Origin of the sequence: Nocardia transvalensis, from assembly GCF_015477765.1 — a bacterium.
Lineage (GTDB): Bacteria > Actinomycetota > Actinomycetes > Mycobacteriales > Mycobacteriaceae > Nocardia > Nocardia transvalensis_A.
In genome coordinates this window covers 322,612-347,666 of the sequence record NZ_JADLQQ010000003.1, presented here as the reverse complement: position 1 = coordinate 347,666, position 25,055 = coordinate 322,612, and the positions used below count along the sequence as shown (strand labels likewise).

20 protein-coding genes are annotated in these 25,055 nt (G+C 67.7%); 11 read left to right on the top strand and 9 right to left on the bottom strand.

Annotated features, from left to right (window positions below; genetic code table 11):
• Positions 1–715: 715 nt before the first annotated feature.
• The 6 genes from IU452_RS09695 (at position 716) to IU452_RS09670 (ending at position 9,331) form a co-directional block, all read left to right on the top strand.
• On the top strand, positions 716–4,492 hold the full coding sequence (locus IU452_RS09695; RefSeq protein WP_416382293.1) for a lipid II flippase MurJ: 3,777 nt from the start codon (positions 716–718) through the stop codon (positions 4,490–4,492).
• Between the two features lie 219 nt (positions 4,493–4,711).
• The gene (sigM, locus tag IU452_RS09690) at positions 4,712–5,344 is read left to right on the top strand and encodes an RNA polymerase sigma factor SigM (RefSeq protein WP_195108616.1); all 633 of its coding nucleotides are present in this window, start codon (positions 4,712–4,714) and stop codon (positions 5,342–5,344) included.
• A 198-nt stretch (positions 5,345–5,542) separates the two neighbouring features.
• Positions 5,543–6,376: a hypothetical protein gene (locus IU452_RS09685; protein ID WP_195108615.1), complete on the top strand. Its 834-nt coding sequence runs from the start codon at positions 5,543–5,545 to the stop codon at positions 6,374–6,376.
• 132 nt (positions 6,377–6,508) lie between these two features.
• Entirely contained in the window at positions 6,509–7,495 is a 987-nt protein-coding gene (trxB, locus tag IU452_RS09680; RefSeq protein ID WP_195108614.1) for a thioredoxin-disulfide reductase, read from the top strand.
• A gap of 45 nt (positions 7,496–7,540) precedes the next feature.
• Complete coding sequence (gene trxA / locus IU452_RS09675) at positions 7,541–7,870, top strand: thioredoxin (protein ID WP_195108613.1); 330 nt, start codon at positions 7,541–7,543, stop codon at positions 7,868–7,870.
• A 261-nt stretch (positions 7,871–8,131) separates the two neighbouring features.
• Entirely contained in the window at positions 8,132–9,331 is a 1,200-nt protein-coding gene (locus IU452_RS09670; RefSeq protein ID WP_195108612.1) for an N-acetylmuramoyl-L-alanine amidase, read from the top strand.
• 107 nt (positions 9,332–9,438) lie between these two features.
• On the opposite strand, the gene IU452_RS09665 is transcribed toward IU452_RS09670, so the two are convergent.
• From IU452_RS09665 to rpmH, 9 genes are all read right to left on the bottom strand, one after another.
• On the bottom strand, positions 9,439–10,185 hold the full coding sequence (locus tag IU452_RS09665) for a GNAT family N-acetyltransferase (RefSeq protein ID WP_195108611.1): 747 nt from the start codon (positions 10,183–10,185) through the stop codon (positions 9,439–9,441).
• 243 nt (positions 10,186–10,428) lie between these two features.
• Positions 10,429–11,430, bottom strand: coding sequence for a ParB/RepB/Spo0J family partition protein (locus IU452_RS09660; RefSeq protein ID WP_195108610.1), 1,002 nt, complete (start codon positions 11,428–11,430; stop codon positions 10,429–10,431).
• 4 nt (positions 11,431–11,434) lie between these two features.
• Entirely contained in the window at positions 11,435–12,421 is a 987-nt protein-coding gene (locus IU452_RS09655; protein WP_195108609.1) for a ParA family protein, read from the bottom strand.
• A 309-nt stretch (positions 12,422–12,730) separates the two neighbouring features.
• Positions 12,731–13,522, bottom strand: a complete 792-nt coding sequence (rsmG, locus tag IU452_RS09650) for a 16S rRNA (guanine(527)-N(7))-methyltransferase RsmG (protein ID WP_195108608.1) — start codon at positions 13,520–13,522, stop codon at positions 12,731–12,733.
• Between the two features lie 107 nt (positions 13,523–13,629).
• On the bottom strand, positions 13,630–14,163 hold the full coding sequence (locus IU452_RS09645; protein ID WP_195108981.1) for a protein jag: 534 nt from the start codon (positions 14,161–14,163) through the stop codon (positions 13,630–13,632).
• Between the two features lie 78 nt (positions 14,164–14,241).
• Positions 14,242–15,363 (bottom strand): membrane protein insertase YidC, encoded by a 1,122-nt coding sequence (yidC, locus tag IU452_RS09640; protein ID WP_195108607.1) that lies wholly within the window; start codon positions 15,361–15,363, stop codon positions 14,242–14,244.
• Positions 15,364–15,367: 4 nt separating this feature from the next.
• Positions 15,368–15,736 (bottom strand): membrane protein insertion efficiency factor YidD, encoded by a 369-nt coding sequence (yidD, locus tag IU452_RS09635; protein WP_195108606.1) that lies wholly within the window; start codon positions 15,734–15,736, stop codon positions 15,368–15,370.
• On the bottom strand, positions 15,733–16,119 hold the full coding sequence (gene rnpA / locus IU452_RS09630) for a ribonuclease P protein component (RefSeq protein ID WP_195108605.1): 387 nt from the start codon (positions 16,117–16,119) through the stop codon (positions 15,733–15,735). The genes yidD and rnpA overlap by 4 nt, the downstream gene beginning before the upstream one ends.
• A gap of 85 nt (positions 16,120–16,204) precedes the next feature.
• Entirely contained in the window at positions 16,205–16,348 is a 144-nt protein-coding gene (rpmH, locus tag IU452_RS09625; protein ID WP_195108980.1) for a 50S ribosomal protein L34, read from the bottom strand.
• A 493-nt stretch (positions 16,349–16,841) separates the two neighbouring features.
• Between rpmH and dnaA the strand changes: the two genes are divergently transcribed.
• From dnaA to gyrB, 5 genes are all read left to right on the top strand, one after another.
• A complete protein-coding gene (gene dnaA, locus IU452_RS09620) occupies positions 16,842–18,632 on the top strand; it encodes a chromosomal replication initiator protein DnaA (protein ID WP_195108604.1) in 1,791 nt (596 codons plus the stop codon).
• A gap of 800 nt (positions 18,633–19,432) precedes the next feature.
• Entirely contained in the window at positions 19,433–20,602 is a 1,170-nt protein-coding gene (gene dnaN / locus IU452_RS09615; protein ID WP_195108603.1) for a DNA polymerase III subunit beta, read from the top strand.
• Positions 20,603–20,718: 116 nt separating this feature from the next.
• Positions 20,719–21,933: a DNA replication/repair protein RecF gene (gene recF / locus IU452_RS09610; RefSeq protein WP_195108602.1), complete on the top strand. Its 1,215-nt coding sequence runs from the start codon at positions 20,719–20,721 to the stop codon at positions 21,931–21,933.
• Positions 21,934–22,051: 118 nt separating this feature from the next.
• Complete coding sequence (locus tag IU452_RS09605; protein ID WP_195108601.1) at positions 22,052–22,621, top strand: DUF721 family protein; 570 nt, start codon at positions 22,052–22,054, stop codon at positions 22,619–22,621.
• A gap of 362 nt (positions 22,622–22,983) precedes the next feature.
• A complete protein-coding gene (gyrB, locus tag IU452_RS09600; RefSeq protein ID WP_195108600.1) occupies positions 22,984–25,011 on the top strand; it encodes a DNA topoisomerase (ATP-hydrolyzing) subunit B in 2,028 nt (675 codons plus the stop codon).
• The last annotated feature ends 44 nt before the right edge of the window (positions 25,012–25,055 follow it).

Here is a 25,055-nt window from a genome sequence, read left to right as displayed (position 1 = left end):
CGAGCCGAGAGGACCGGCTCCCCGCCCGCTGCGCCCGGTACCGCTGAGCGGACCGATCCCTCAGGTTTCGCCCGGCGCACCCAGACCCCAGACGCCGCCGCCCAGCGGGCCGATGCGGCGCGTGCCACCCGTGCGTCCCGCACCGCCGAGCGGGCCCATGCGCCAGGTGCCGCCCGCACCGCCCGGTCCCGATCAGCGGCCCTCCAGCGGACCCGGCAGACATAGCCAGGCTCCATCGGACGGTCCCGAGCAGCTACCGCCGAACAGACCCGGCCATCTACCGCCGGGCCGACCGGACGAGATGCCACCGGGCCGACCGGACCACATACGCCCGGGCCGACCGGACCACATGCCGCCGAGTGGGCCGATTCGCCGGGTGCCTCCTGCCGGACGGCCGGGCAGCCCTGAGCCGTATTCCGGCCGACCGCCACGGCCCGCGGTCACCCCTCCTCGCCCGCCGCAACCGCCGCGGGGAGTGCAGCCCGCGGGGCACAGACCGCCGCCGCCCGGCCCTCCGCCGGAACGGCGACCGTATCCGCCCGGACCGCCGAGCGGGCCCACTCAACAGGTTCCGAACCAGCAGGTTCCGGGGCGCCCGCCGCGCACGGGACCACGGCCCGAGCCTCGTCCGCTGCCTCGTCACGCACCCCCGGCCGAGCCGGGGCGAGCGCGGGGTGAGCGATCCGCTCCGGCCCGAACGGCTCAGCAGGTCGCGGTGAAACCGGCCGAGGCCGAGCAGAATTCGAACTCGCGACTGCTGCGTTCCACCGGCTCGATCGCGATCGCCACCCTGATCAGCCGGATCACCGGTTTCGGCAAGCAATTGCTGCTGCTGACCGTGCTCGGTCCGGCGATCGCCAGTGCGTTCACCGTGGCCAGCCAGATTCCGACCATGGTGGAACAGCTGGTCCTGGGTGCCGTGCTGACCGCATTCGTGGTGCCGACCCTGGTCCGTGCCGAGAAGGAGGACGCGGACGGGGGAGCGGCATTCATCCGCCGTCTGGTCACGATGGCCTTCGTCGTGCTGGCGACGGCCGCACTGCTGTGCACCGCCGCGGCGCCGCTGCTGATCAAACACGTCTTCCTGTCCGACAGCGGCAAAGTCAGCACCGGCCTGACCACCGCGCTGGCCTACTTGCTGCTCCCGGCCATCCTGCTCTACGGAATGTCATCGCTGCTGATGGCGATCCTCAACACCCACGAGATCTTCAAACCGGGTGCGTGGGCGCCGGTGCTCAACAACATGGTCGTGCTGGTCGTGCTCGGCCTCTATGCCGTGACACCGGGCGAGATCTCGCTGGACCCGGTCCGCATGGGCCAGCCCAAGCTGTTGCTCTTGGGCCTGGGCGTGACCCTGGGCGTGTTCACCCAGGCGGCCAGCCTGCTGCCGCCCATCCGGCGGGCCGGGATCGATCTGCGTCCGCTGTGGGGTGTCGACGACCGCCTGAAGCAGTTCGGTGGCATGGGCGCCGCCGTGATCCTCTACGTCGTGATCAGCCAGGCCGGGTTCGTCTTCGGTACCCGGGTCTCCTCCCACGCCGACGTCGCGGGCCCGGCGATCTACAACGTGGCTTGGCTGCTTCTGATGCTGCCCTACGGCGTACTCGGTGTCACCGTGCTGACCGCGATCATGCCGCGGCTGAGCCGCAATGCCGCCGACGATGACACTCCCGCCGTCGTCGACGATCTCTCCGCTGCCACCCGCCTGACGATGATCGCGCTCGTTCCCGTGGTCATGTTCCTGACCATCGCCGGTCCTCAGGTCGGCCATGCGCTGTTCTCGTACGGGAATTTCGGCGGCACCGATGCGGGTCGTCTGGGTGAGGCGGTCAGCTGGTCGGCCTTCACGCTCATCCCCTACGCGCTGGTGCTGATCCATCTGCGGGTGTTCTATGCCCGCGAACAGGCATGGACGCCGACCTGGATCATTCTCGGCATCACCACGGTCAAGATCGTGCTGTCGGCGCTGGCGCCGGTGATCTTCGACGACGAGCACGTGGTGATCGCGCTCGGTGTCGCCAATGGTCTCGGGTTCGCCGCCGGTGCCTTCATCGGCGGCTGGCTGCTGCACCGCAGCCTCGGCGATCTGCGCATGTCCAACGTCGGGCGAACCGTGACGCGCGTGGTGCTGGCCTCTGTCGCGGGCGCGGCGGTGACGCTGATCGTCGAGCAGATCCTGGGACTGTCACGCCTGGGGAGCGGGGTCGGTTCGATCTTCCGCGTCGCCATCGACGCCGTCGTGATGTTCGGCGTCGCGTTCGGGCTGATGCGCCTGGTCGGTATTCCGGAAATCGTGGCCATCACCGTCTCGATCTCCCGGCGGCTCGGACTCACCCCGCCGGCACCGGATCTGGGTCTCGGGGGCGCCGGCGCGGATGCGGAAGCCACCACGGTGCTGCCGCGTCCGGAGCTCGATACGCCCTACTACTACCGGTACGACCCGTATATGGACAGCCAGCAGACCATGGTCTTGCCGGTTATCCGGCCTAATGCGGTTGACCGCACCGGTATGACCGAGTTCCCGTACCCTGTTCGGCAGAGAAACGCAAATGCCGATTCCGGCACCGGCGCGGAGCCGAACATCAGCCGGACCGGCGACGGACCCGGTGCCGCGCCGGTATATCGGACCTCGACACACCAGGGCGAAGGAGGAACGAGGGTGAGCGACGACGCGGCGGGGGACGTCCCGGCCGCCGATGCTGCCGCCGAGGCGGCAGGTGCAGTTCGCACCGACGACGTCCCGCCCGGGAAGGTTCCACCGGCCGCACACGCCGAGGACCCCGAGACGGGTGACGTCGATCAGCATGTGGCTGCCCCGCAGCAGGCCGAATCCGCCCCGTCCGCCGACGAGGGCCGATCGGCGCCGCGCGATCAGAGCTACGACACCGGCATGCTGCCGGTCGCATCCCCGGAGATGCCGCCCATGCGGGTGGAGCCGCCGTCGCGGCGCCAGCCGCGCGGGCCCAAGCTGATCCCGGGCGCATCGGTGGCCGGTGGGCGCTACCGCCTGCTGGCCAGCCACGGTGGTTCGCGCGGGCTGAAGTTCTGGCAGGCGCTGGATGTGAAGCTGGACCGTGAGGTCGCGCTGACCTTCGTCGACGCCGATCAGAAGGCCTCCGACAATGCCGGGCACGACGGCCCGCAGGCGATCCTGTCGCGCACGCTGCGGCTGGGCCGCATCAACTCGCCGGGTTTGGCCCGCGTGCTGGATGTGGTGCGCGGCAGTTCCGGCGGCATCGTCGTGGCCGAGTGGACGCCCGGCCGGTCGCTGCGGGAGATGGCCGAGACCGTGCCGTCGCCGATCGGTGCGGCCCGCGCGATCCGCGCCCTGGCCGCCGCCGCCGAACTCGCACACCGCGGCGGTGGGTCGCTGTCGATCGATCATCCCGACCGGATCCGCATCAGCGCCTCCGGCGATGCGGTGCTGGCCTTCCCGGGCACCCTGGCCGACTCCGACGCGCAGTCCGACGTGCGCGGGCTCGGCGCGATGCTGTACGCGCTGATCACCGCGCGCTGGCCCATCCGCCCGGGCGGCGTGACGGGTTCGGCGGCCACGGTCGGCGGGCTGCGCCCGGCCGACTTCGGTCCCGACGGAACGCCGGTCGAGCCGCGCCAGATCCGGCCCGAGGTGCCGTTCGAGATCTCCGCGGTCGCGGTCCGCTCCCTGGAGTCGAACAAGGGCGTCCGCACCGCCGCGACCGTGCAGCACGTGCTGGAACAGGCCTCGGTGGTCGATCAGAAGACCGATTTCATCCCGGTGCTGCGGCTGGGACAGCGGGCGCCGTCGGCGCCGGACGAATCGCTGGCCGATCCGGAGCTGCTGGCCGCCGAACGTGAACGCTCGCAACGGATGATGTGGGTGCTCGTCGGCCTCGGCGTGCTCACCGCCCTGGCCATCGGCGTGATCATCTGGTGGCTGGTGATGAATGTCTTCGGGCCCAGTTCGGCGGACAAGCCGCTGGACGAGCAGCGCAAGCTGGGCCTGACCACGGCCAGCGTGGCCCCGCAGGACCCGACGTCGGCCTCCGCGTCGGCACCGGCGACCGTCGGCAGCGCCCCGGTGCCGGTCACCGGCGCATCGGTGTTCTCCCCGGAGGGCACGCCCGACAACGTCGGCGGCGTGAACGCCGTGCTGGACGGCAACCCGAGCACGGCCTGGCGCACCGACCAGTACTTCCAGCAGTTCCCCGCCCTCAAGAAGGGGGTGGGGGTCCTGACCACCCTCGGCAGTCCCAGCAAGTTGACGAAGGTGACCATCAGCTCGCCCAGTCCGGGCACCGTGGTGGAGGTCCGCACCTCGCCCACGGCCTCGCCCACGCTCGACCAGACCCAGCTGATCGGACAGGCCACCCTGTCCGACGGCAACACCGACATCGCCGTGCGGGCCGATCAACCGGCCCGCTACGTGCTCGTCTGGATCACCTCCCTGGCCAACGACGGCGGCCAGTTCCAGTCGCAGATCGGCGACATTCGCTTCGAAGCCGCACCCTGACCGCCCGCCGGGTCGTCGCGTACCCGCCCCGATTTTCCGGGGCACGATCCGCTCGGTCTGGTTGCTACCGATTCGTTCCGGCCGATATGATTCACACCGCGCTCTCAGCAGGGGAGCTTCCTGGGATCTGGTGCTTCGGTCCTGGATGACGCGAAAGATGCGGCGATGTCCCACTTTTGGGCCCGGTGCCGCCGTGAGCGCTGATCCTAGGGGTTTGTGTTGTCGTTTGAAGCGGTCGAGCGATCCCGCAGGGGGTCCTCCGAGTCGCCCGCTGCCCGGCGCCGCTCGGTCGAACTCGCCGAGGCCACCGATCTCGAACTGCTCACCGCGCATGCCGCGGGCCATCGCCACGCTTTCGCCGTCCTGTTCCGGCGCCACTACGACCACCTGTGGCAGCTGGCGCTGCGCACCTCCTATACGGCCGAGGACGCCGCCGACTCACTGCAGGAGGCGCTGCTGTCGGCGCATCGCAATGCCGCCTCGTTCCGTGGCGAGGCCGAGGTGCGCAGCTGGCTGCATCGCATCGTGGTCAATGCCTGTCTGGACCGGATCCGACGCAACAAGGCCCGTCCGAGTGTCTCGCTGTCGGACGAGACGGTGGCCGAACCGGCCGACGAACGCGACGATATCGCCCATCGGGAGGTGTCGATGGTCGTCGATGCCGCATTGTTCGCGCTGCCCGACGATCAGCGAGCGGCATTGGTTGCCATCGACATGGAGGGGTATACGGTAGCGGAGGCGGCGCAGTTGCTGGGCGTCGCCGAGGGGACGATCAAGAGCCGGTGCGCCCGCGGTCGCAAACGACTGCAACAGGAGTTGCGGTTCCTGCGGAACCCGGGGAACCGGAGTTGATCGCGATGCGTCATTACTAGAGACGGACGAAAACACGCGCCGTACGCGTAGGCCCCATCGCCGATGGGACGTTGCGGGTACCGCAAGCACGAGGCCCGACCCGGAGAGGCGATGGACGACAAGGGCGAAGCCACCGCACGGCGGCGCCGGCCCGGGGCGCGGGATGGCGAACAGAGCGAACAGGACTCAGGAGGTGCGATGGCAGCCCGCTCGGTGCCGCAGCCGCCCTTCTCGACCGATCTGCTCGCCGATCTGCACGCCGACAATGTGCCGCCCGATCTCTCCGCACAGCTGTGGCCGCAGGTCCGCGAGGATCCGGAGGCGCTGCGCTTCCTGAGCTCCCTCGACGACGTCACCTCCGAGCTGCGCGCGCTGAGCAACGACCCCCACGTCCTCCACCCCATGCCGTCCCAGGTGGCCGCCCGCCTCGACCATTTGCTCGACCAACTGTCCGGCGGCGACGGCCAGGACGATCGGGTCGCCACCGTCCATCACCTTCCGGTCGCGCCGCCGCCCGACGCCGGCGGCAACGCACCCTCGACGCGCCCGATGCCGGTCGTCGAACCCGCCGAACCCGCCGAACCGAGCGCCCCGATCTCCCTCGACGAGCGCCGCTCGCGCCGCCTGCGCTGGATCACCGCCGCGGCCGCGGCCGTCGCGGTCATTGCCGGATCCCTGGTCGCCGTGGACGCCGTGCGAGGCCGTGACACCCCGCCTCCGAATGCCCTGCCCACCACCGAAACCGGTGCCATCCCACTCGATGACGATCTCTCCACCGGAACAATCCTGGGCGCCATGGGCCGCAACGATGTGACGGGGCCGCTGTCGCGTCCGGGCGCGTTGAACAGCTGCGCGGCCGCGGCGGTGCCAGGCCGGACGGTGCTCGGCTCGATGAACGTCACCTTTCGCGGCAAACCCGCGGTGCTGATCCTGCTCACCGGCCCTCGGCCGCCGAAGATCACCGCGGTGGTCGTCGGCACCGGATGCAGCGCCGACGACCCACAGAAGATCACCGAGCGCGATATTGGGTAGCCAAGCGGCCACCAGGGATGCAGCCGCGAGCTTGCGAGCCGACAACACAGCGCGCGCCGTGAGCGGGGAACAACAGCGTTTACCCTGTTGTTGATTGACAAGCCTGATGACAAACACCCTCGGAAGGGCCCCATGAGTACGCCTGTTCGCGATCTGATCATCGTCGGCTCCGGCCCCGCCGGCTACACCGCCGCGGTATATGCCGCCCGTGCCGAACTCGAGCCGCTGCTGTTCGAGGGCACCCAGTTCGGCGGCGCCCTGATGACGACGACCGAGGTGGAGAACTTCCCCGGCTTCCGCGACGGCATCATGGGCCCCGACCTCATGGAGGAGATGCGCGAACAGGCCAAGCGGTTCGGCACGGATATCCGCACCGAGGACGTCGAGGCCATCGATCTGTCCGGTCCGGTCAAGTCCGTCACGGTGGGCGGGGAGACCTATCAGGCCTACGCGATCATCCTCGCCATGGGTTCGGCCGCCCGCTACCTCAACGTCCCGGGGGAGCAGCGGCTGCTCGGCCGCGGTGTGAGCGCCTGCGCGACCTGTGACGGCTTCTTCTTCAAGGGTCAGGACATCGTGGTCGTCGGCGGCGGCGACTCGGCCATGGAGGAGGCGACCTTCCTCACCAAATTCGCCGCCAGCGTCACCATCGTGCACCGCCGTGAGGAGTTCCGGGCCTCGCGCATCATGCTGGAGCGGGCCAAGGCCAACGAGAAGATCCGCTTCATCACCAATGCCGAGGTCGTCGAGGTGCACGGCGAGAACAGCGTGACGAGCCTGACGCTGCGCGACACCCGCACCGGTGAGACCTCCGAGCTGGCCGCGACGGGCCTGTTCGTCGCGATCGGCCACGATCCGCGCAGCGACCTGGTCCGCGGCCAGCTCGACCTGGACCCCGAGGGTTACGTGCTGGTGCAGGAGCCGACCACCGCCACCTCCGTGGAGGGCGTATTCGCCGCCGGTGACCTGGTCGACCACACCTACCGTCAGGCCATCACCGCCGCCGGGACCGGGTGCCGGGCGGCCATCGACGCCGAGCGGTGGCTGGCCGAGAAGGGCGATATCACCAGCAACACCCTGGACCACGCCGGTAAGCCGGTGGAAGTCACCGCCAACTGATTCATCGCACTACCCCGGTGCCCACGCAGTTCGAGGAGTACACCCATGCCCGATTCCGCCACCAAGACCGTCACCGACGCCACCTTCGCCCAGGACGTGCTGGCCAGTGCCAAGCCCGTCCTCGTCGATTTCTGGGCGGACTGGTGCGGCCCGTGCAAGATGGTCGCTCCCGTGCTGGAGGAGATCGCGGCCGCATATGCCGACAAGTTGACGGTGGCGAAGCTGGACGCCGACGCCAACCCGACCACGTCGCGCGACTTCGGCGTGTTGTCCCTGCCGACGATGATCCTGTTCTCCGGCGGCAAGGAGACCAAGCGGATCGTCGGCGCCAAGGGTAAGGCCGCCCTGCTGCGTGAACTGGAAGGCGTCCTCTGACGACGGCACACCGATCCCGGACGCCGGCGGCGGGTGGGTAGTATTTCGGCGCCGGCCGGGCACTGAGCGGTTGCTGCGATGGCAGCAAACCACCACCTCGGGGGCCCGACGCCGGCATCGAGGGTACGATCTGCGTGCACTCGCAGAATTGCCGAAATTCGGTCCGGGTCTGAGACAATCGACCGACGCTCCGGTCGTGCGAGGGTGTGAACCATCGTATGAGTGGGTACCCGGGTTGGCGGAAGGAAAGGGCTCTCACGCATGCACCGACTTCGTCACGGCGATACCGGTCCAGCCGTCGCAGAGGTTCGGAGCACCCTGGCAAGCCTCGGGTTCCTGCACATTCATCCCAACGGGGCCGATCGGTCCGACGGGAACGGCGCATATTGGAAGGATTCCGACGCCGTCTTCGATCACGATCTCGATTCGGCCGTGCGCGCCTTCCAGCAGCAGCGCGGCCTGCTGGTGGACGGCGTCGTCGGCCCGGCCACCTACCGTGCCCTCAAGGAGGCCTCCTACCGGCTGGGCGCGCGCACGCTGATCTATCAGTTGTCGGCTCCGCTCTACGGTGACGACGTCGCCACGCTGCAGCGCCGCCTGCAGGACCTGGGGTATTACGTGCATCGCGTCGACGGCTACTTCGGCCCGCACACCCACGATGCGCTCACCACGTTCCAGCGCGAGATCGGCCTGTCCGCCGACGGAATCTGCGGTCCGGACACGCTGCGCTCGCTGGAGTTGCTGGGTGCGCGCGTCACCGGCGGCAACCCGCACCGGATCGCGGAAGAGGAGGTCGTGCACCGGGCCGGGCCGCAGCTGACCGGCAAGCGAATCGTCATCGATCCGGGCCTGGGCGGGCCCGACAAGGGTTTCGCGGTGCCGACCGAATTCGGCGACGTCTACGAGTCGGAGATCCTGTGGGACCTGGCCAGCCGCCTCGAGGGCCGCATGGCCGCGACCGGGATGGAGACCTTCCTGTCCCGGCCGTGGGGTGCCAATCCGACCGATGCCGAGCGGGCCGAGACCTCCAACACCTTCGATGCGGATCTGATGATCTCGCTGCGCTGCGCCACCAACCCCAGCCCGCTGGCCAGCGGCGTCGCGAGCTTCCACTTCGGCAATTCGCACGGCTCGGTCTCGATGATCGGCCAAGTGCTGGCCGGATTCATCCAGCGCGAGATCGTGGCGCGAACCTCGTTGCAGGACTGCAGGACTCACGCCCGCACCTGGGATCTGTTGCGGCTCACCAAAATGCCGACCGTTCAGGTCGATATCGGTTATCTCACAAACGAATACGACGCCTCGGTCCTGACCAACCCGCGCATGCGCGACGTCATCGCGGAGGCGATCCTGATCTCGGTGAAGCGCCTGTACCTGCTCGGCCAGGACGACCAGCCCACGGGCACATACACTTTCGCCGAACTACTCGCCGAAGAACTCGCCGCCGCCGACCGAATGTAATTCCTCACAATGCAACAACTGATTTCGTTAGTACATGGGTAACTCGTCGGGTACGCCCAGAACCCGGCCCCGCATATGACGCAGGACCTGTACGCGACCCGAGCGGGCTAGCACCCCACCCGCGTAGGCTCGCTCAAGGACGCCGCCGCCAACAGCTGGTCCAGCGCCCGCTCGACGTCTTCTTTCCACAGATGGTCGCTGTCGAGTTCCAGCCGCAGCCGCGGGAAGCGCTGATGCGCCGCCACCACCTTGAAGCCGACATCCTCGAGGAAGTCCGCGTCGATCATGCAGCTTTCGGGGGAGCAGGAATCCGACCCGCGCGGCGCCGCCGAACCACCCGTCGCCGGAATACCGAAGGCCGGGGTGTCGATCCGTTCCATGAGCATCATCGAACTGACCGCGCGGGTCGACAGCACCGTCGCCGCGGGATCCTTGCGGATGCCGAATGCCTCGATGGCCCGCACACCGCGGCGCACCAAATCGCTCACCACGGCTTGAATAAGCCGGTGGGCAGTATCGGTGTCCTCGTAGGCGAATTCGACGCGCAGCGTGGTCAGCAGGACGGCGTCCGGGCTCACCGGTGACGTAGGGAAGAGCCCGGCGCGCGGCACGGCGCTCGGTGGCGCATACAGGGCACAGCCGACCGGCTGATCATGTGCCATGGCGATCTGACCGCACGATCCCCATTCGAGCATGACCGTCGACAGCCAGGCTTCCTTCTCGAAGACCGGATCGCTGAATTCGCGAGAATCCTCCGCCACGGCGGGGTCGATCTCCCAGAACACGCATCTGCGGGCGTGTGCGGGGAGTTTGTCGAGCCCGTCGAGGGTAAGTGCGGTCACGCTGGTCGACACCGCTCTGCTCAGCCTCCAGCTTTCCGATTCGTCCACACTCACGCCGCATCAAAATCTACTCGCAAGCAAGAATAAGCGATCAATGCGAACTGCCTCATTTCCCATCTGCGACGGGCCCGTGACCCGCACCGCTGTGCTGTTCTTCGTCGATCACGAAACGTCACCGTCACAGTGACGTTTCGGAGCCAGGGCAATGATCGACCCCGTGCACCGGCATTTTCGAGCCGTATGCGCCAGGCAGAACTACCGCTGCTGCTCCATCAACGTGACGATACGTTCGAGATCGGCGAGGTCGCCGAATTCGACGACGATCTTGCCCTTCTTCTTACCCATGCTCACCGTGACCCGGGTATCGAAGGAATCCGCCAGCCGTTCGGCCAGACGATCCAGCCCCGGCGCGTAGACGGGTTTACGTTCGGCGGGGCGGCGCTCCTGCTCCTGCTCCGGATACCGGTTGGCCAGGGTGACGGCCTCCTCGGTGGCCCGCACCGATAGGCCTTCGGCGACAATCCGTTCCGCCAGCTTTTCCTGTACCTCGGCCCCGCCCTCGAGCCCCAGCAGGGCCCGCGCATGTCCGGCCGAGAGGACACCGGCCGCGACGCGCCGCTGCACCGGAATCGGCAACTTCAGCAGGCGGATCATATTGGTGACCACCGGCCGGGATCGGCCGATACGGGCGGCGAGTTCCTCGTGGGTCACGCCGAACTCTTCGAGCAGCTGCTGATAGGCGGCCGCCTCTTCGAGAGGATTGAGCTGTACCCGGTGGATGTTCTCCAGCAGGGCGTCACGCAGCATCGACTCGTCGGAGGTCTCCCGGACGATCGCCGGGATGGCCTCCAGCCCGGCCTCCTGCGAGGCCCGCCACCGCCGCTCGCCCATGACGAGTTGATAGCGCGGGGTGGGGGAGGACTCGAGCTGGCGAACCACGATCGGCTGCATGAGGCCGAATTCGCGGATCGAGTGGATCAGTTCGTCCAGCGGCTCCTGATCGAAGACCTGGCGCGGCTGCTTCGGATTGCGCTCGATCTGGTCCGGCGGAATCTCCCGGTATACCGCCCCGGCATCGGGCCCACCGCTCGGGTCGGGGACCCGATGCAGATAGTCCGAGGCCCGGTGCGGACCGACCGGATCGAGACCGATGACGGCATTTGCCGCGGCGCTACCGAGCCCCTGGACGTCGGTCGGCCCGGTCGGGATCAACGCGGCCAGCCCGCGCCCCAATCCACCCTTCTTCGCCTGACTCATCGGCCTACCGACCCCTTTCCTCGTTCACACCACTCGCGGCACCGGCCGCGGCTCGCGCCGCGCGTAGCGGCGCGGTGCGAGCCGCAATCTCCCGTCCGGCATCGAGGTAGCTCATCGCACCCCGGGAGCCCGGATCGTAATCGAGCACGGTCATGCCGTAGCCCGGCGCCTCGGACACCTTCACACTGCGCGGGATCACCGATCGCAACACCACATCGCCGAAGTGCCCGCGCACCTCCTCGGCGACCTGATCGGCCAGCTTGGTACGCCCGTCGTACATCGTGAGGATCACGGTGGAGACGTGCAGTTCGGGATTCAGATGCGCCTGCACCAGTCCGATGTTGCGCAGCAACTGACCCACGCCCTCCAGGGCGTAGTACTCGCACTGAATCGGAATCAGCACCTCTTTGGCCGCCACCAGAGCGTTGACGGTGAGCAGACCGAGCGAGGGCGGGCAGTCGATCATCACATAGTCGATGTCGTAGCCGGCGAGGTTCGCCTCCTGGATGGCGGCCTTGAGTCGACCTTCACGGGCCACCATGGAGACCAATTCGATTTCGGCGCCGGCCAGGTCGATGGTCGCCGGGATGCATAGCAGGCGCTCGTTGTGCGGACTCTGCTGGATCGCATCCTGCACGGAGACTTCGCCGATGAGCAGTTCGTAGCTGGAGGGCACGCCGGAGTGGTGTTCCACGCCGAGCGCGGTGCTGGCATTGCCCTGCGGATCGAGATCGATCACGAGCACCGTCATACCTTGCAGCGCCAGGGCGGCGGCCAGATTCACGGCGGTCGTGGTCTTGCCGACCCCGCCCTTCTGATTGGCGATGGTGATGATTCGTTGTTCGCGGGGCTTGGGGATGGTCATCGAACCAGGGTGCAACACCTGGCTGGCGCGCTGCGCCTCGGCTGCTATGGGCGTCTCGGCGGGGGAGATGTTCCCGAACGGAGTGCGACCGAACTCGTCCAGTTCAAGTCCACTCCCGTCCAGCATTCCGGGTACCCGCGACGTTGTTTCCCGTGAAACATTCGCCGGACCGTTCGACATACAGGCTCCTAACCCGAGAACTTCAGACACGTGCCCAGGCAGCATCAACGCCGCATGGCTCGAGCAAGCGGAGCGCGATTGCTGTCCTGGCGAGCCTGTCGGGCACCGCGATTCTGCGCTCACGCTCGACGACACCTAGCTTGCCAGCACGCGCCACAATTCGGAAGTTGAACCGCGGCAATCCTTCTGCGACACGCGAAAAGTTCACCTGCGGCGGGCGATGTTTCACATGAAACACGAGATTTCGGGCGCGCCTCACCCTCCTTGTTTCATGTGAAACATCGCGACCAGCCGCTCACGCCTTGCGATTTCGCCGGACCGTCCTGCGCCCCGGACGCTCGAGCGGGGGAGCCGCTCGACGCTCAGGACGACCGTCGGCGGCGACACGATCCCGACGCCGCACTCGAGCACCTCCGCATTGCCGCCGCCCGCCCGGGACAGCTCGGCGCGATCGCGTTCCAATTCCTCTGCGGCACTCGACCCTTTGAGGGCGAGCATCCGACCGTGGTCCCGCACGAGCGGCAGCGACCACTTCGCCAACTTGCCCAGCGGGGCGACGGCCCGCGAGGTCACGACATCCGCGCCGCCCGCCTCCTTCCGAACGTCCGGCTGCTCCGCGCGCCCCCGCACCACCGTCACCTCGAGACCGGCCGCCTCGACGAACTCGGCCAGGAAGATGGTCCGGCGCAGCAGCGGCTCGACGAGGGTGATCCGGAGATCCGGCCGCGCGATGGCGAGAGGGATTCCGGGCAGCCCCGCGCCGCTGCCGATATCGACCACGGCGGCCCCCGAGGGGATGAGCTCACCCAGCACCGCGCAGTTGAGGATGTGGCGCTCCCAGAGCCGCGGCACCTCGCGCGGCCCGATCAGTCCGCGCTCGACGCCCGCGGTCGCCAGGACGGCACAGTACTGCTGCGCCAACGGGAGCCGATCACCGAATACGTCCGCCGCCACCGCGGGTGACTGCGGCACGACGGCCACACCCGAGGACGACTCGGGGGAGGGGTCTGCATTGGTGGCACCGGTGCCTCGTTCCACGTGAAACATCCTTCCGGACTCAGGGAGATGCACGCCCGCCGTGCGGCAACCTCCGGACAAGGGTAGGGCCCCCGGATCACACAAACCGGGGGCCCTCGTTCACATTCCGGCGACGGTCAGGCCGGCAGCACGACCACGTGCCGGTTCGGCTCCACACCCTCGCTCTCACTGGTGACCCCGTCGACGGCGGCCACCGCATCATGCACGATCTTGCGCTCGAACGGGGTCATCGGCGACAGCGCCTCCGGCTTACCCGACTCCAGCACGCGGCGAGCGGTCTCGGTGCCGAGGGTGCTCAACTCCGCTCGACGCTTGGCCCGCCAGCCCGCCACATCCAGCATCAGCCGGCTGCGCACGCCGGTCGCCTGCTGCACGGCCAGCCGGGTCAGCTCCTGCAGCGCGTCCAGGACCTCACCGCGCCGGCCCACCAGCTTCGACAGATCGCGGCCACCGTCGATGCTCACCACCGCCCGGTCGCCCTCGACGTCGAGGTCGATATCGCCGTCGAAGTCCAGAACATCGAGTAGCTGCTCGAGGTAGTCACCGGCGATCTCGCCCTCCTCGATCAGCGCCTCCTCGGTATCGCTCACATCGTCGTCCACCGCGTCCGGTTCGGCATCGATCTCACGGCTCGCCGGGGCGTCCGCCATCGTTGTCGCCACAGTGGCGTCCCCTCCGTCGGTCTCAACAGTCATGTGTGGTTTCCTTCGATCTGCATCATCGGTCGTCTAGCGGCGTCGCTTCTGGTTCGGGCGGCCACGATTGCCGGATCGCTTCCGATTGCCCTGCCCACCGGATTTACCCGACGACGCGCCGGCCTTACCCGACGATTTGGGTGTCGATCCCGTTCCGTTCTTCGACGGCGGCGTCGCGGTCGCATCACCATCGGTCGCGGGCGCGTCGGTGACCGCGGGAGTCTTCTTCCTCGGATCGACCGGCTTGGCACCGGGCTTGGGTGCGTTCTGGGTGCGGCGCTCCTGCGCCTCCTGCTTCTTCTTGTCCTCTTCCTTCGCCATGAGGCCGAACACCAGATGCTGCTGCCCGTAGGTCCAGATGTTGTTCGACACCCAGTAGATCAGGATGGCGATCGGCAGGAACGGACCACCGACGATCACGCCCAGCGGGAACACCCACAGCGCCAACTTGTTCATCAGCGCGGCCTGGGGATTGGCCGCGGCCTCCGCGCTCTGGCGCGCCACCGACGCACGCGCGTTGAAGTGGGTGGCCAGGCCCGCGATGATCATCAACGGGATGGAGACGGCGGCGATGCTCGCCACGTGCGGAATGCCGCCGTAATCGGCGAAGGCCTCCAGCTGTGCCTTGGGGGTCGTAATCGCCGCCGAGATCGGGGCGCCGAAGATGCGGGCGCGCAGGAACGACTGCACATCGTCGGCGTTGAAGACGTAGTTCGGAGTGTTGGCATTCTGCAGCGCCGTCATGCCGCCGCTGTGGCCGAATCCGCCCAGTCCGCCGCTGCCGACGCGGTTGAACGATCGCAGCACGTGATACAGACCGATGAAGACCGGCACCTGCGCCAGCACGGGCAGACAGCCCATGAGCGGGTTGAAGCCGTGCTCCTTCTGCAGCTTCTGCATCTCGAGCGCCATCTTCTGGCGATCGTTCTTGTATTTGCGCTGCAGTTCCTTGATCTGTGGCTGCAGTTCCTGCATCTGCCGGGTCGTGCGGACCTGCTTCACGAACGGCTTGTACAGCACCAAACGCAGCGTGAACACCAGGAACACCACGGCCAGCGCCCAGGCCAGGCCATTGTCCTTGCCCAGCGCGAACCCGAAGATCCGGTGCCAGAACCACAAGATCCAGGACACCGGATAGTAGATGAAATCGAGCACGGCTCTATGTACTCCCGTCGGTCGTATCGCCGGTCACCGCACGCGGCGACCCTTCCAAAGGCTTGTGTTCGGCCGTGCCGTCACGTTCACGGAGCGACCCCTCCACATGGCCCCGGCATGCTTTTCGCCGGGGCTCCGGGACGGGGTCCCACCCACCAGGGTGCCAGGGTGCGCACTTGGCGAGGCGTACGACCGTCAGCCCGAGGCCGGTGAGCAGTCCTCGGGTGCGCAGCGCCGTGACCGCGTACTCACTACAGGTCGGGGTGAAGCGGCACACCGGCATGCGGGTGGGGGAGACGTAGGTCCGGTACAGCTCGATGAGGAAGATCAACGCCCGGGCCGGTAACCGGGTCAGGGACCGCAGGCGGATCATGAGGCCACGCCGCTCTCCGGGAGAAGTTTGCGCAGCGCACCGCGCACCTGCCGATCGAGCTCGGCGGAGGTGGCCTGGGCCGCGCCGGGCAGAGCCCGAATCACGATATCCGCCTCCTCGGGCAGCTCGGCCACGAGTGGGGCGCACATATGACGCAGGCGGCGGGCCACGCGATGACGTATCACCGCGGAACCCACCGCCTTGCTGACGATCAAACCGAAACGCGGCCCGCCGATGCGAACGGTCGGCCGCGGCCCCTCCTCGCCCGTCTCGCTGGACAACAGCACGTGCACGACGAGATCCGGTCTCCCGATTCGCCGGCCCCGCCGCACCGTCCGGGAGAAATCGGCACGATGATGCAGCCGATACGGCTCAGGCAACACCCGAGTGTCCGAGCGCGTAACGGGCGGTGGGTCGGAGCGGACCGAACGGCGAACGGGGCATGACGCCGATACCGGTGCCGGGGGATCAGGCCGTCAACTGGGCGCGGCCCTTGCGACGGCGCGCCGACACGATGGCGCGGCCCGCACGGGTGCGCATCCGCAGACGGAACCCGTGGACCCGCGCCCGACGACGGTTGTTCGGCTGGAACGTCCGCTTGCCCTTGGCCACGGTCAACACTCCTCGAGTTGGTGAGCGCCCGGTGGCGCCCGAAGCTTGTCGGTGAAACTGGTGTGTGCGCACGACGAGTGACACGGTCATCGTCGGCGCACCGCCCATCGCGGCACGGGCAGCAGACAGCCGCCACCGCATCAATGGGTGACTGTACGAGGGTACTGATGCGCCCGAACAGGGTCAAACTCGGGGTCCCCCTGCGAGCCGCGCGCGGGGCGTGAACCCGGCTTGGCGGCGCGACACGCCAGCCGCTATGCTGCATAGCCAGAAGATTGCTGCAGAAGCGCAGGTCCAGGCGCTCAGCGGGGGCTCATCGCAGCACGACTCACATCCTTGTGGTTCTCCACATCTGTGGATAATTGTGTGGAAAGACCCCTGGAGTGGCATATTCGTATGGCCGACGGCCACGCCGAACGCTCGCGCTGAGGGGGATGCGGGCGGATCTGAGACCGTCTGCTCCTATCGACCTACTCCGGGGAGGATAACGTACGTGGACGACGAGCAGAACGTGTTGACCGCCGTCTGGCCAGAGGTGGTCGCCGAGCTGACCACCGGCTCCGCCGACGGCGCCATCCCGCCGGTGACCAACGCGCAGAAAGCATGGTTGGGCCTGGTCAAGCCCCTGACGGTGGCACAGGGATTCGCGCTGCTCTCGGTACCCTCTTCGCTCGCCCAGGAGGCGATCGAACGCGATCTGCGGGAGCCGATCCTGCGCTCGCTGGCCCGCCGGCTGGGCCCGCAGGTCGAGGGACTCGGTGTCCGCATCGCCGCGCCCACCACCCCGCCCGCCGATCGTCCGGCCGGTCCGCCCCGGCACGCCCGGCTCACCTCGCGCCCGGAACGGGTGCGCGAGGCGCCGCGCGAACCCGTGGGATATCCACCGCAGCAGGACTACCCGGCCGCGCCCGAATACGCCGCACCGCGCTATCTCTCCCCAGCCGACTACCCAGGCCGAGGCGACTATCCCCAGGCAGAATTCGCCGCCGCACCGGTGGCCGGAGAATTGCCGGATCCGTCCGAAGCGGAACAGCCGACCTCGACCCGGCGCGAGATGGAGCCGCCCCAGGCGCGGGGTGCCGCCAACCCGCCGGGGCAGGAGTCGCTGTTCTCCACCGACTCCGAACACGACTCCGCGCGCCGGCCGCTGCCGGAGGAGCAGGCCGACGACGAACCGGTCGTCAATGTCCGCAACTCCTGGCCGACCTACTTCACCAAGTCGCCCGAACCGGCCGCACCGGCACCGGCGTCCTCGTCGGCGAGCCTGAATTCCAAATACACCTTCGAGACATTCGTCATCGGTGCCTCCAACCGCTTCGCGCACGCGGCCGCGGTGGCGATCGCCGAGGCACCGGCCCGCGCCTACAATCCGCTGTTCGTCTGGGGCGCTTCGGGTTTGGGCAAGACGCACCTGCTGCACGCGGCCGGCCACTACGCCCAGCGCCTGTTCCCCGGCATGCGGGTGAAGTACGTGTCGACCGAAGAGTTCACCAACGACTTCATCAACAGCCTGCGCGACGACCGCAAGGTGGCCTTCAAGCGGCGCTACCGCGAGACCGACATCCTGCTGGTCGACGACATCCAGTTCATCGAGGGCAAGGAAGGCATCCAGGAGGAGTTCTTCCACACCTTCAACACCCTGCACAACGCCAACAAGCAGATCGTGGTCTCCTCCGACCGGCCCCCCAAGCAGCTGGCCACGCTCGAGGAGCGACTGCGCACCCGGTTCGAGTGGGGCCTGATCACCGATGTGCAACCGCCGGAGCTGGAGACCCGCATCGCGATCCTGCGCAAGAAGGCGCGCATGGATCGCCTCGACGTCCCGCACGACGTGCTGGAGTTGATCGCGAGCCGGGTCGAGCGCAACATCCGCGAACTGGAGGGCGCGCTCATCCGGGTGACGGCCTTCGCCTCGCTCAACGGCCAGCCGCTGGATCTGTCGCTCGCCGAGGTGGTGCTGCGCGACCTGATGCCCGACACCAACACGATCGAGATCACCGCCTCGACGATCATGGCCGTCACCGCGGAGTACTTCAACACCACGCTCGAGGAGCTGACCGGGCCGGGTAAGGCACGGCCGCTGGCGCAGGCGCGGCAGATCGCGATGTATCTGTGCCGCGAACTCACCGATCTGTCGCTGCCGAAGATCGGCCAGGCGTTCGGTCGCGACCACACGACGGTGATGTACGCCGAGAAAAAGGTCCGCAAGGAGATGACCGAGCGGCGCCGGGTGTACGACCAGGTTCAGGAACTCACAGCCCGAATCAAACAGCGCTCCCGCTGATTCGCTCCACAAGCCGATCCATCCGAATGACCTGGGTGGATCGGCTTTTTCGTGTTGTGGAGTCCTCGAGGAATCCCTGTGGAGTCCTCGAGGAATCCCGGCGTTCTCCACCGGTTCGCCCACAGTTCGGCGGCAGGGGAGTTGACGCCGCCGCTAACACCCACTAGTACACAGTCCGCACAGGCTCATTCATCCACCGGCAGTGACCTGCGCAGATCGCTGTTGATGCCTGTGGATTCCTCGAGGAGTCCTTGTCAGGTCCTCGAGGAATCCTCGAGTTGTCCCCGCATTGGCGCACAGGTGTGCACAAACCCGGCATGACCATGGAAGAACTCGAGGATGGCTCGAGGACATCGATGGGACAGATTCGTAACCTCCACAGCGGCCTGCCGTTCATCCTCGAGTCACCCGCCGGACATCCCCACCGCGCCACGCCCCGCGAGCAGCCGATTCGCCCGGAGTCCACAGAATCCACAGCGCCTACTACTGCTTCAGTTCTTCTTCTCAGAGAAATCTCTTTGAAAGAAGGTGTGTGGAAACTCGGCTCGGGACGGAACTACCCGAACGGTGCCCGCTCACTCATCGCAGGGATGCACAGAGCAGACAAGGGCCGAGCGCATGCGAGCGACGCACCGAGAAGGGGGCGGCGTGGTGATCACGCACGCACGCGGGTACGGTTTGATGTCGGTCGCCTGTGCCAGACTTCGGAAGAGGGGCGGCCGATCCAGTACCCCTGCATGAAGCGGCGCTGAGCCGAACGGATCACGACCGATCGAGACTGGGAGAGGACATACCGGGCGATGGAGCTTGCAAGCATGAAGTTTCGGGTCGCTCGCGAGGATTTCGCCGAATCCGTCGCCTGGGTGGCCCGTAGTCTGCCGTCTCGTCCGCCGGTGCCGGTGCTCGGCGGCGTCCTGCTCGTGGCCGATGAGGACGGACTGACCGTCTCCGGCTTCGACTACGAGGTGTCCGCGCAGATGCGCGTGGCGGCCGAGGTGGCCGGGCCCGGACAGGTCCTCGTCTCCGGCCGACTGCTGGCCGATATCACCAAGGCGCTGTCCAACAAGCCGGTCGACGTCTCCGTCGACGGCACACGCGTCCTGATCGCCTGCGGCAGCGCCAAGTTCTCGCTGCCCACCATGCCGGTCGAGGACTATCCCCAACTGCCCGAATTGCCGCCGCAGACCGGTGAACTCGGCGTCGACCTGTTCTCCGAGGCGGTCGGCCAGGTGGCCGTCGCCGCCGGCCGCGACGACACCCTGCCGATGCTCACCGGTATCCGGGTGGAGATCGAGGGGCCCAAGGTCGTGCTCGCCGCCACCGACCGCTTCCGGCTGGCCGTCCGGCACCTGGAATGGCAGCCCGGTCGCGCGGATGTGGAGACCGCGGTGCTGGTTCCGGCCCGCACCCTGTCCGAGGCCGCCAAGACCCTCGGCCCGTCCGATGCCCCGGTGCAATTGGCCTTCGGCACCGGCACCGACGGCCTGCTCGGCATCGTCAACGGCGGCCGCCGCACCACCACGCGGCTGCTCGATGCGGAATTCCCCAAGTTCCGCCAGCTGCTCCCCAAGGAGCACACCTCGATCGCCACGCTGCAGGTGAGTACGCTGATCGACGCCATCAAGCGGGTCGCGCTGGTGGCCGAGCGCGGTGCCCAGGTGCGGCTGGAATTCTCCGAACAGGGTCTGCAGCTGTCGGCCGGTGGCGACGACGCGGGCCGCGCCGAGGAATGGCTCGAGGCCGAATTCCGCGGCGAGCCGCTGACCATCGCGTTCAACCCGGGCTATCTCAACGACGGCCTGTCCGCCCTGCATTCGGACCGCGTGACCTTCGGATTCACCACGCCCAGCCGGCCGGCGGTGCTGTGCCCGACCGGCGAACAGGAGCCCGCGGTCCTCGATTCCGGTGCGTTCGCCGCGTTGGACAGCAACTACATCTACCTGCTGATGCCGGTCCGCCTGCCGGGCTGAGTCCCACATCTGTGAACAATGTTGATAACTCTGTGAAAAACTCTGGGCGGCCGTCGGTTTCGGCAGCCGCCTGCGAGTTCTCCACAGCATCAACGGCAGAGGCGGTGGACTGAGCGATGTACGTGCGGGCACTGACTCTGCGGGACTTTCGCTCCTGGGCCGGGGTCGATCTCGAATTGCCCGCGGGCCGAACGGTTTTCCTGGGCGCCAACGGCAACGGCAAAACCAATCTGGTGGAGGCCGTCGGCTATCTGTCCACCCTCGGCTCCCACCGGGTGGCCACCGATGCCCCGCTGATCCGCCTGGGCGCGCAGCGATCCCGGATCGGGGCGACGGTGGTCAACTCCGGACGGGAGCTGCGCATCGATCTGGAGCTGAATCAGGGCTCGGCCAATCGTGCGCAGATCAACCGCTCGCCGGTGCGGCGGCCGCGCGAGATTCTCGGCATCCTGCAGACGGTGCTGTTCGCGCCGGAGGATCTGGCGCTGGTGCGCGGTGACCCGTCGGAGCGCCGCCGCTTCCTCGACGAGCTGTGCACGGCCCGGCTGCCGCGATTGGCCGGTGTGCGCGCGGACTACGACAGGGTGCTGCGCCAGCGCTCGGCCTTGTTGAAAACCGCGGGACGGCAGGCGCGTTCGCGCGCCGGTGCGGCGTCCGAACTGAGCACGCTCGATGCGTGGGACGGACATCTTGCCGAGCACGGGTCCGAACTGCTGGCCCAGCGTCTGCGGCTGGTGCACGAGTTACATCCGTACCTGGAGCAGGCCTACCGCTCGATCGCCCCGGAGTCGCGGACCGCCTCGATCCGCTATCGCAGCGGTTATCTGCCGCCGGAATTCCTGGATCCCGAGCGGGCACCGCAACCCGACGACGCCGAGGTGCTGGAGTCGATCATGCTGCGCGAGTTGTGCACAGCTCGCCCCAAGGAACTCGAGCGCGGCGTCTGCCTGGTCGGCCCGCACCGCGACGACCTGGAGCTGATGCTGGGCTCGGCCCCCGCGAAAGGCTTTGCCAGCCACGGCGAATCGTGGTCGTTCGCGCTGGCGCTGCGCCTGGCCGCGTTCGAGCTGCTGCGTAGCATCGGCACCGATCCGGTCCTGCTGCTCGACGATGTGTTCGCCGAACTCGACCGTCGCCGCCGGGCCGCCCTGGCCGCCGTCGCCACCACCGCAGAACAGGTCCTCATCACCGCCGCGGTCGCCGAGGACGTGCCGGCCGAACTCGAGGCCACCCCGCTACGAGTGGAAACGACCGGCGAGGCCGACCACCGCATTTCCCATATCGTCGGCATCTCCGCCACCTCGTCTGCGGCGTCGGTGACCGAGGCCTGAATACGCCACCCAGGTGTCACAACTGGGCCGCGTGACACAGCTCCCGGCGCTGGGTGTCGCGGTTGCCAGCGGCTAGCCTGTCCTGCAGCATTCGGCGTTCGAGGTGCAGGAGGTGGCGATGACGGACGGCGCGAATACCGACGGCGGCCATTCCGCCGCATCCGGCGCCGAAGCCGAATTGCGCGGTATCGATCTGGCCCGCCGCGCCCTCGAAGAGGCCCGCGCGGCCGCGCGAGCCAGCGGAAAGGCGGTCGGCCAGGGCAGGGCCTCGCCGCGCAAGGGCGGGGTGCGGGCGCTGCGCCGCCGCGGGTGGTCCGGGGCGCGGCCCGACGAGCGCGATCCCCAGCTGCTGTCCTCTCTGGCGGGTGCGCTGGCCCGCAGCCGGGGCTGGTCCGGCAAGGTCGCCGAGGGCATGGTGTTCGGCCGCTGGGCCAGCGTGGTCGGTGAGGACATCGCCGCCCACGCCAACCCCGTCTCCCTCACCGACGGTGTCTTGAGCATTCAAGCCGAATCCACGGCCTGGGCGACCCAGTTGCGCATGTTGCAGGCCCAGATCCTGGCGAAGATCACCGCGGCGGTGGGCCAGGGCGTGGTCACCTCTGTCAAGATCAGCGGCCCGGCGGCCCCGAGTTGGCGCAAGGGCGAACGGCACATCAAGGGCCGCGGCCCCCGCGATACCTACGGCTGACGCGAAGACGTTTCACGTGGAACTCCGGCGAAGATCGCTCAACCATTCCGCAAACTCTTCCGCCCGACACTCGACGGGGCGCTGAGGCTGCTCTCTCGCCGGAGACCTACAACCGGACCCGGCGGCGATCGATTTCACGCACTCACGGCGCTCTCAGGGGTGTCATAGGTGCATCCTGAGCCGGGTGTACCAGTAGGATGGGGGAGTAACTAGCGGCGATACCTTCGGCGCGTTTCGCGAAGCCCGCGCGAGGACCCGTAATTCTCGAGCAGTTCGTCATCTCGAGCCTACCGACCTGGGTCCGCTGTGTGTGCTGTTCGCGCTGTGCCGAGGGATCAGCAAGTAAGGAGAGCTACCGAGCAGTGGCTGCCAACGACTCCAACGCAAGCGGCTCGTCCAAGGACTACGGTGCCGACTCCATCACCGTGCTCGAGGGTCTCGAGGCGGTCCGCAAGCGCCCCGGTATGTACATCGGTTCCACCGGCGAGCGCGGTCTGCACCACCTGATCTGGGAGGTTGTGGACAACTCGGTCGACGAGGCGATGGCCGGGTACGCCACGCGTGTCGACGTCACCTTGCTGGCCGATGGCGGAGTCGAGGTCGTCGACGACGGCCGAGGCATTCCGACCACCATGCACGCGCAGGGCATCCCCACCATCGAGGTGGTCATGACCCAGCTGCACGCCGGCGGCAAGTTCGACTCCGATGCCTACGCCGTCTCCGGCGGTCTGCACGGCGTCGGCATCTCGGTGGTGAACGCGCTGTCCACCCGTCTGCAGGCCGATGTGGACTACGGCGGCTTCCACTGGACACAGGAGTACAAGGATTCCAAGCCCGGCAAGCTGGTCCAGGGCGAGGCGACCAAGCGCACCGGTACCACCATCCGGTTCTGGCCGGATCCCGAGATCTTCGAGAGCACGACCTTCAATTTCGAGACGGTCGCCCGCCGCCTGCAGGAGATGGCGTTCCTGAACAAGGGACTGACCATCACCCTCACCGATCAGCGCGTGAGCGACGCCGAAATCACCGACGAGGTGGTCAGCGATATCGCCGAGGCGCCCAAGGCCGATACCGCGGGTGCGCCGGTCGAGCACAAGGTCAAGACCCGCACCTATCACTACCCGGGCGGCCTCGAGGACTTCGTCAAGCACATCAACCGGTCCAAGCAGTCGATCCACAATTCGATCGTGTCGTTCACCGGCAAGGGCACCGGCCACGAGGTCGAGGTCGCGATGCAGTGGAACTCGGGTTACTCCGAATCGGTCCACACCTTCGCCAACACCATCAACACCCATGAGGGCGGCACCCACGAGGAGGGCTTCCGCGCGGCGCTCACCTCGGTGGTGAACAAGTACGCCAAGGACAAGAAGCTCCTCAAGGAAAAGGACGGCAACCTCACCGGCGACGACATCCGCGAGGGCCTGACCGCCATCGTGAGCGTGAAGATCGCCGACCCGCAGTTCGAGGGCCAGACCAAGACCAAGCTCGGCAACACCGAGGTCAAATCCTTCGTGCAGCGCACCTGCAACGAGCACCTGGCGCACTGGTTCGAGGCCAATCCGGCCGATGCGAAGACCATTGTGCAGAAGGCGGTCTCGTCGGCGCAGGCCCGCATCGCCGCGCGCAAGGCGCGCGAGCTGGTGCGCCGCAAGAGCGCGACCGACCTCGGCGGCCTGCCCGGCAAGCTGGCCGACTGCCGCTCCAAGGATCCGAGCCGCTCCGAGATCTACATCGTGGAGGGTGACTCCGCCGGTGGCTCGGCAAAGTCCGGCCGCGACTCGATGTACCAGGCGATCCTGCCGATCCGAGGCAAGATCATCAACGTCGAGAAGGCGCGCATCGACAGGGTCCTCAAGAACAACGAGGTCCAGTCGATCATCACCGCGTTCGGCACCGGCATCCACGACGAGTTCGACATCTCGAAGCTGCGGTACCACAAGATCATCCTGATGGCCGACGCCGACGTCGACGGTCAGCACATCACCACCCTGCTGTTGACGCTGCTGTTCCGCTTCATGCGTCCGCTGGTCGAGCACGGCCACGTGTATCTGTCCTGCCCGCCGCTCTACAAGCTCAAGTGGCAGCGCAGCGAGCCGGAGTTCGCCTACTCCGACCGCGAGCGCGACGCCCTGCTGGAGCGGGGCCAGGCCGCCGGCAAGAAGATCAACAAGGACGACGGGGTCCAGCGCTACAAGGGTCTGGGTGAGATGAACCCGAAGGAACTGTGGGAGACCACCATGGACCCCAGCACCCGCCTGCTGCGCCTGGTCACCCTGGACGACGCCGCCGCGGCCGACGAGCTGTTCAGCATTCTGATGGGTGAGGACGTCGAGGCACGACGCAGCTTCATCACCCGCAACGCCAAGGACGTCCGCTTCCTCGACCTGTGACGGGGACCGGCGCCATCGACTCGATGACGCGCGCCGCCCCACCG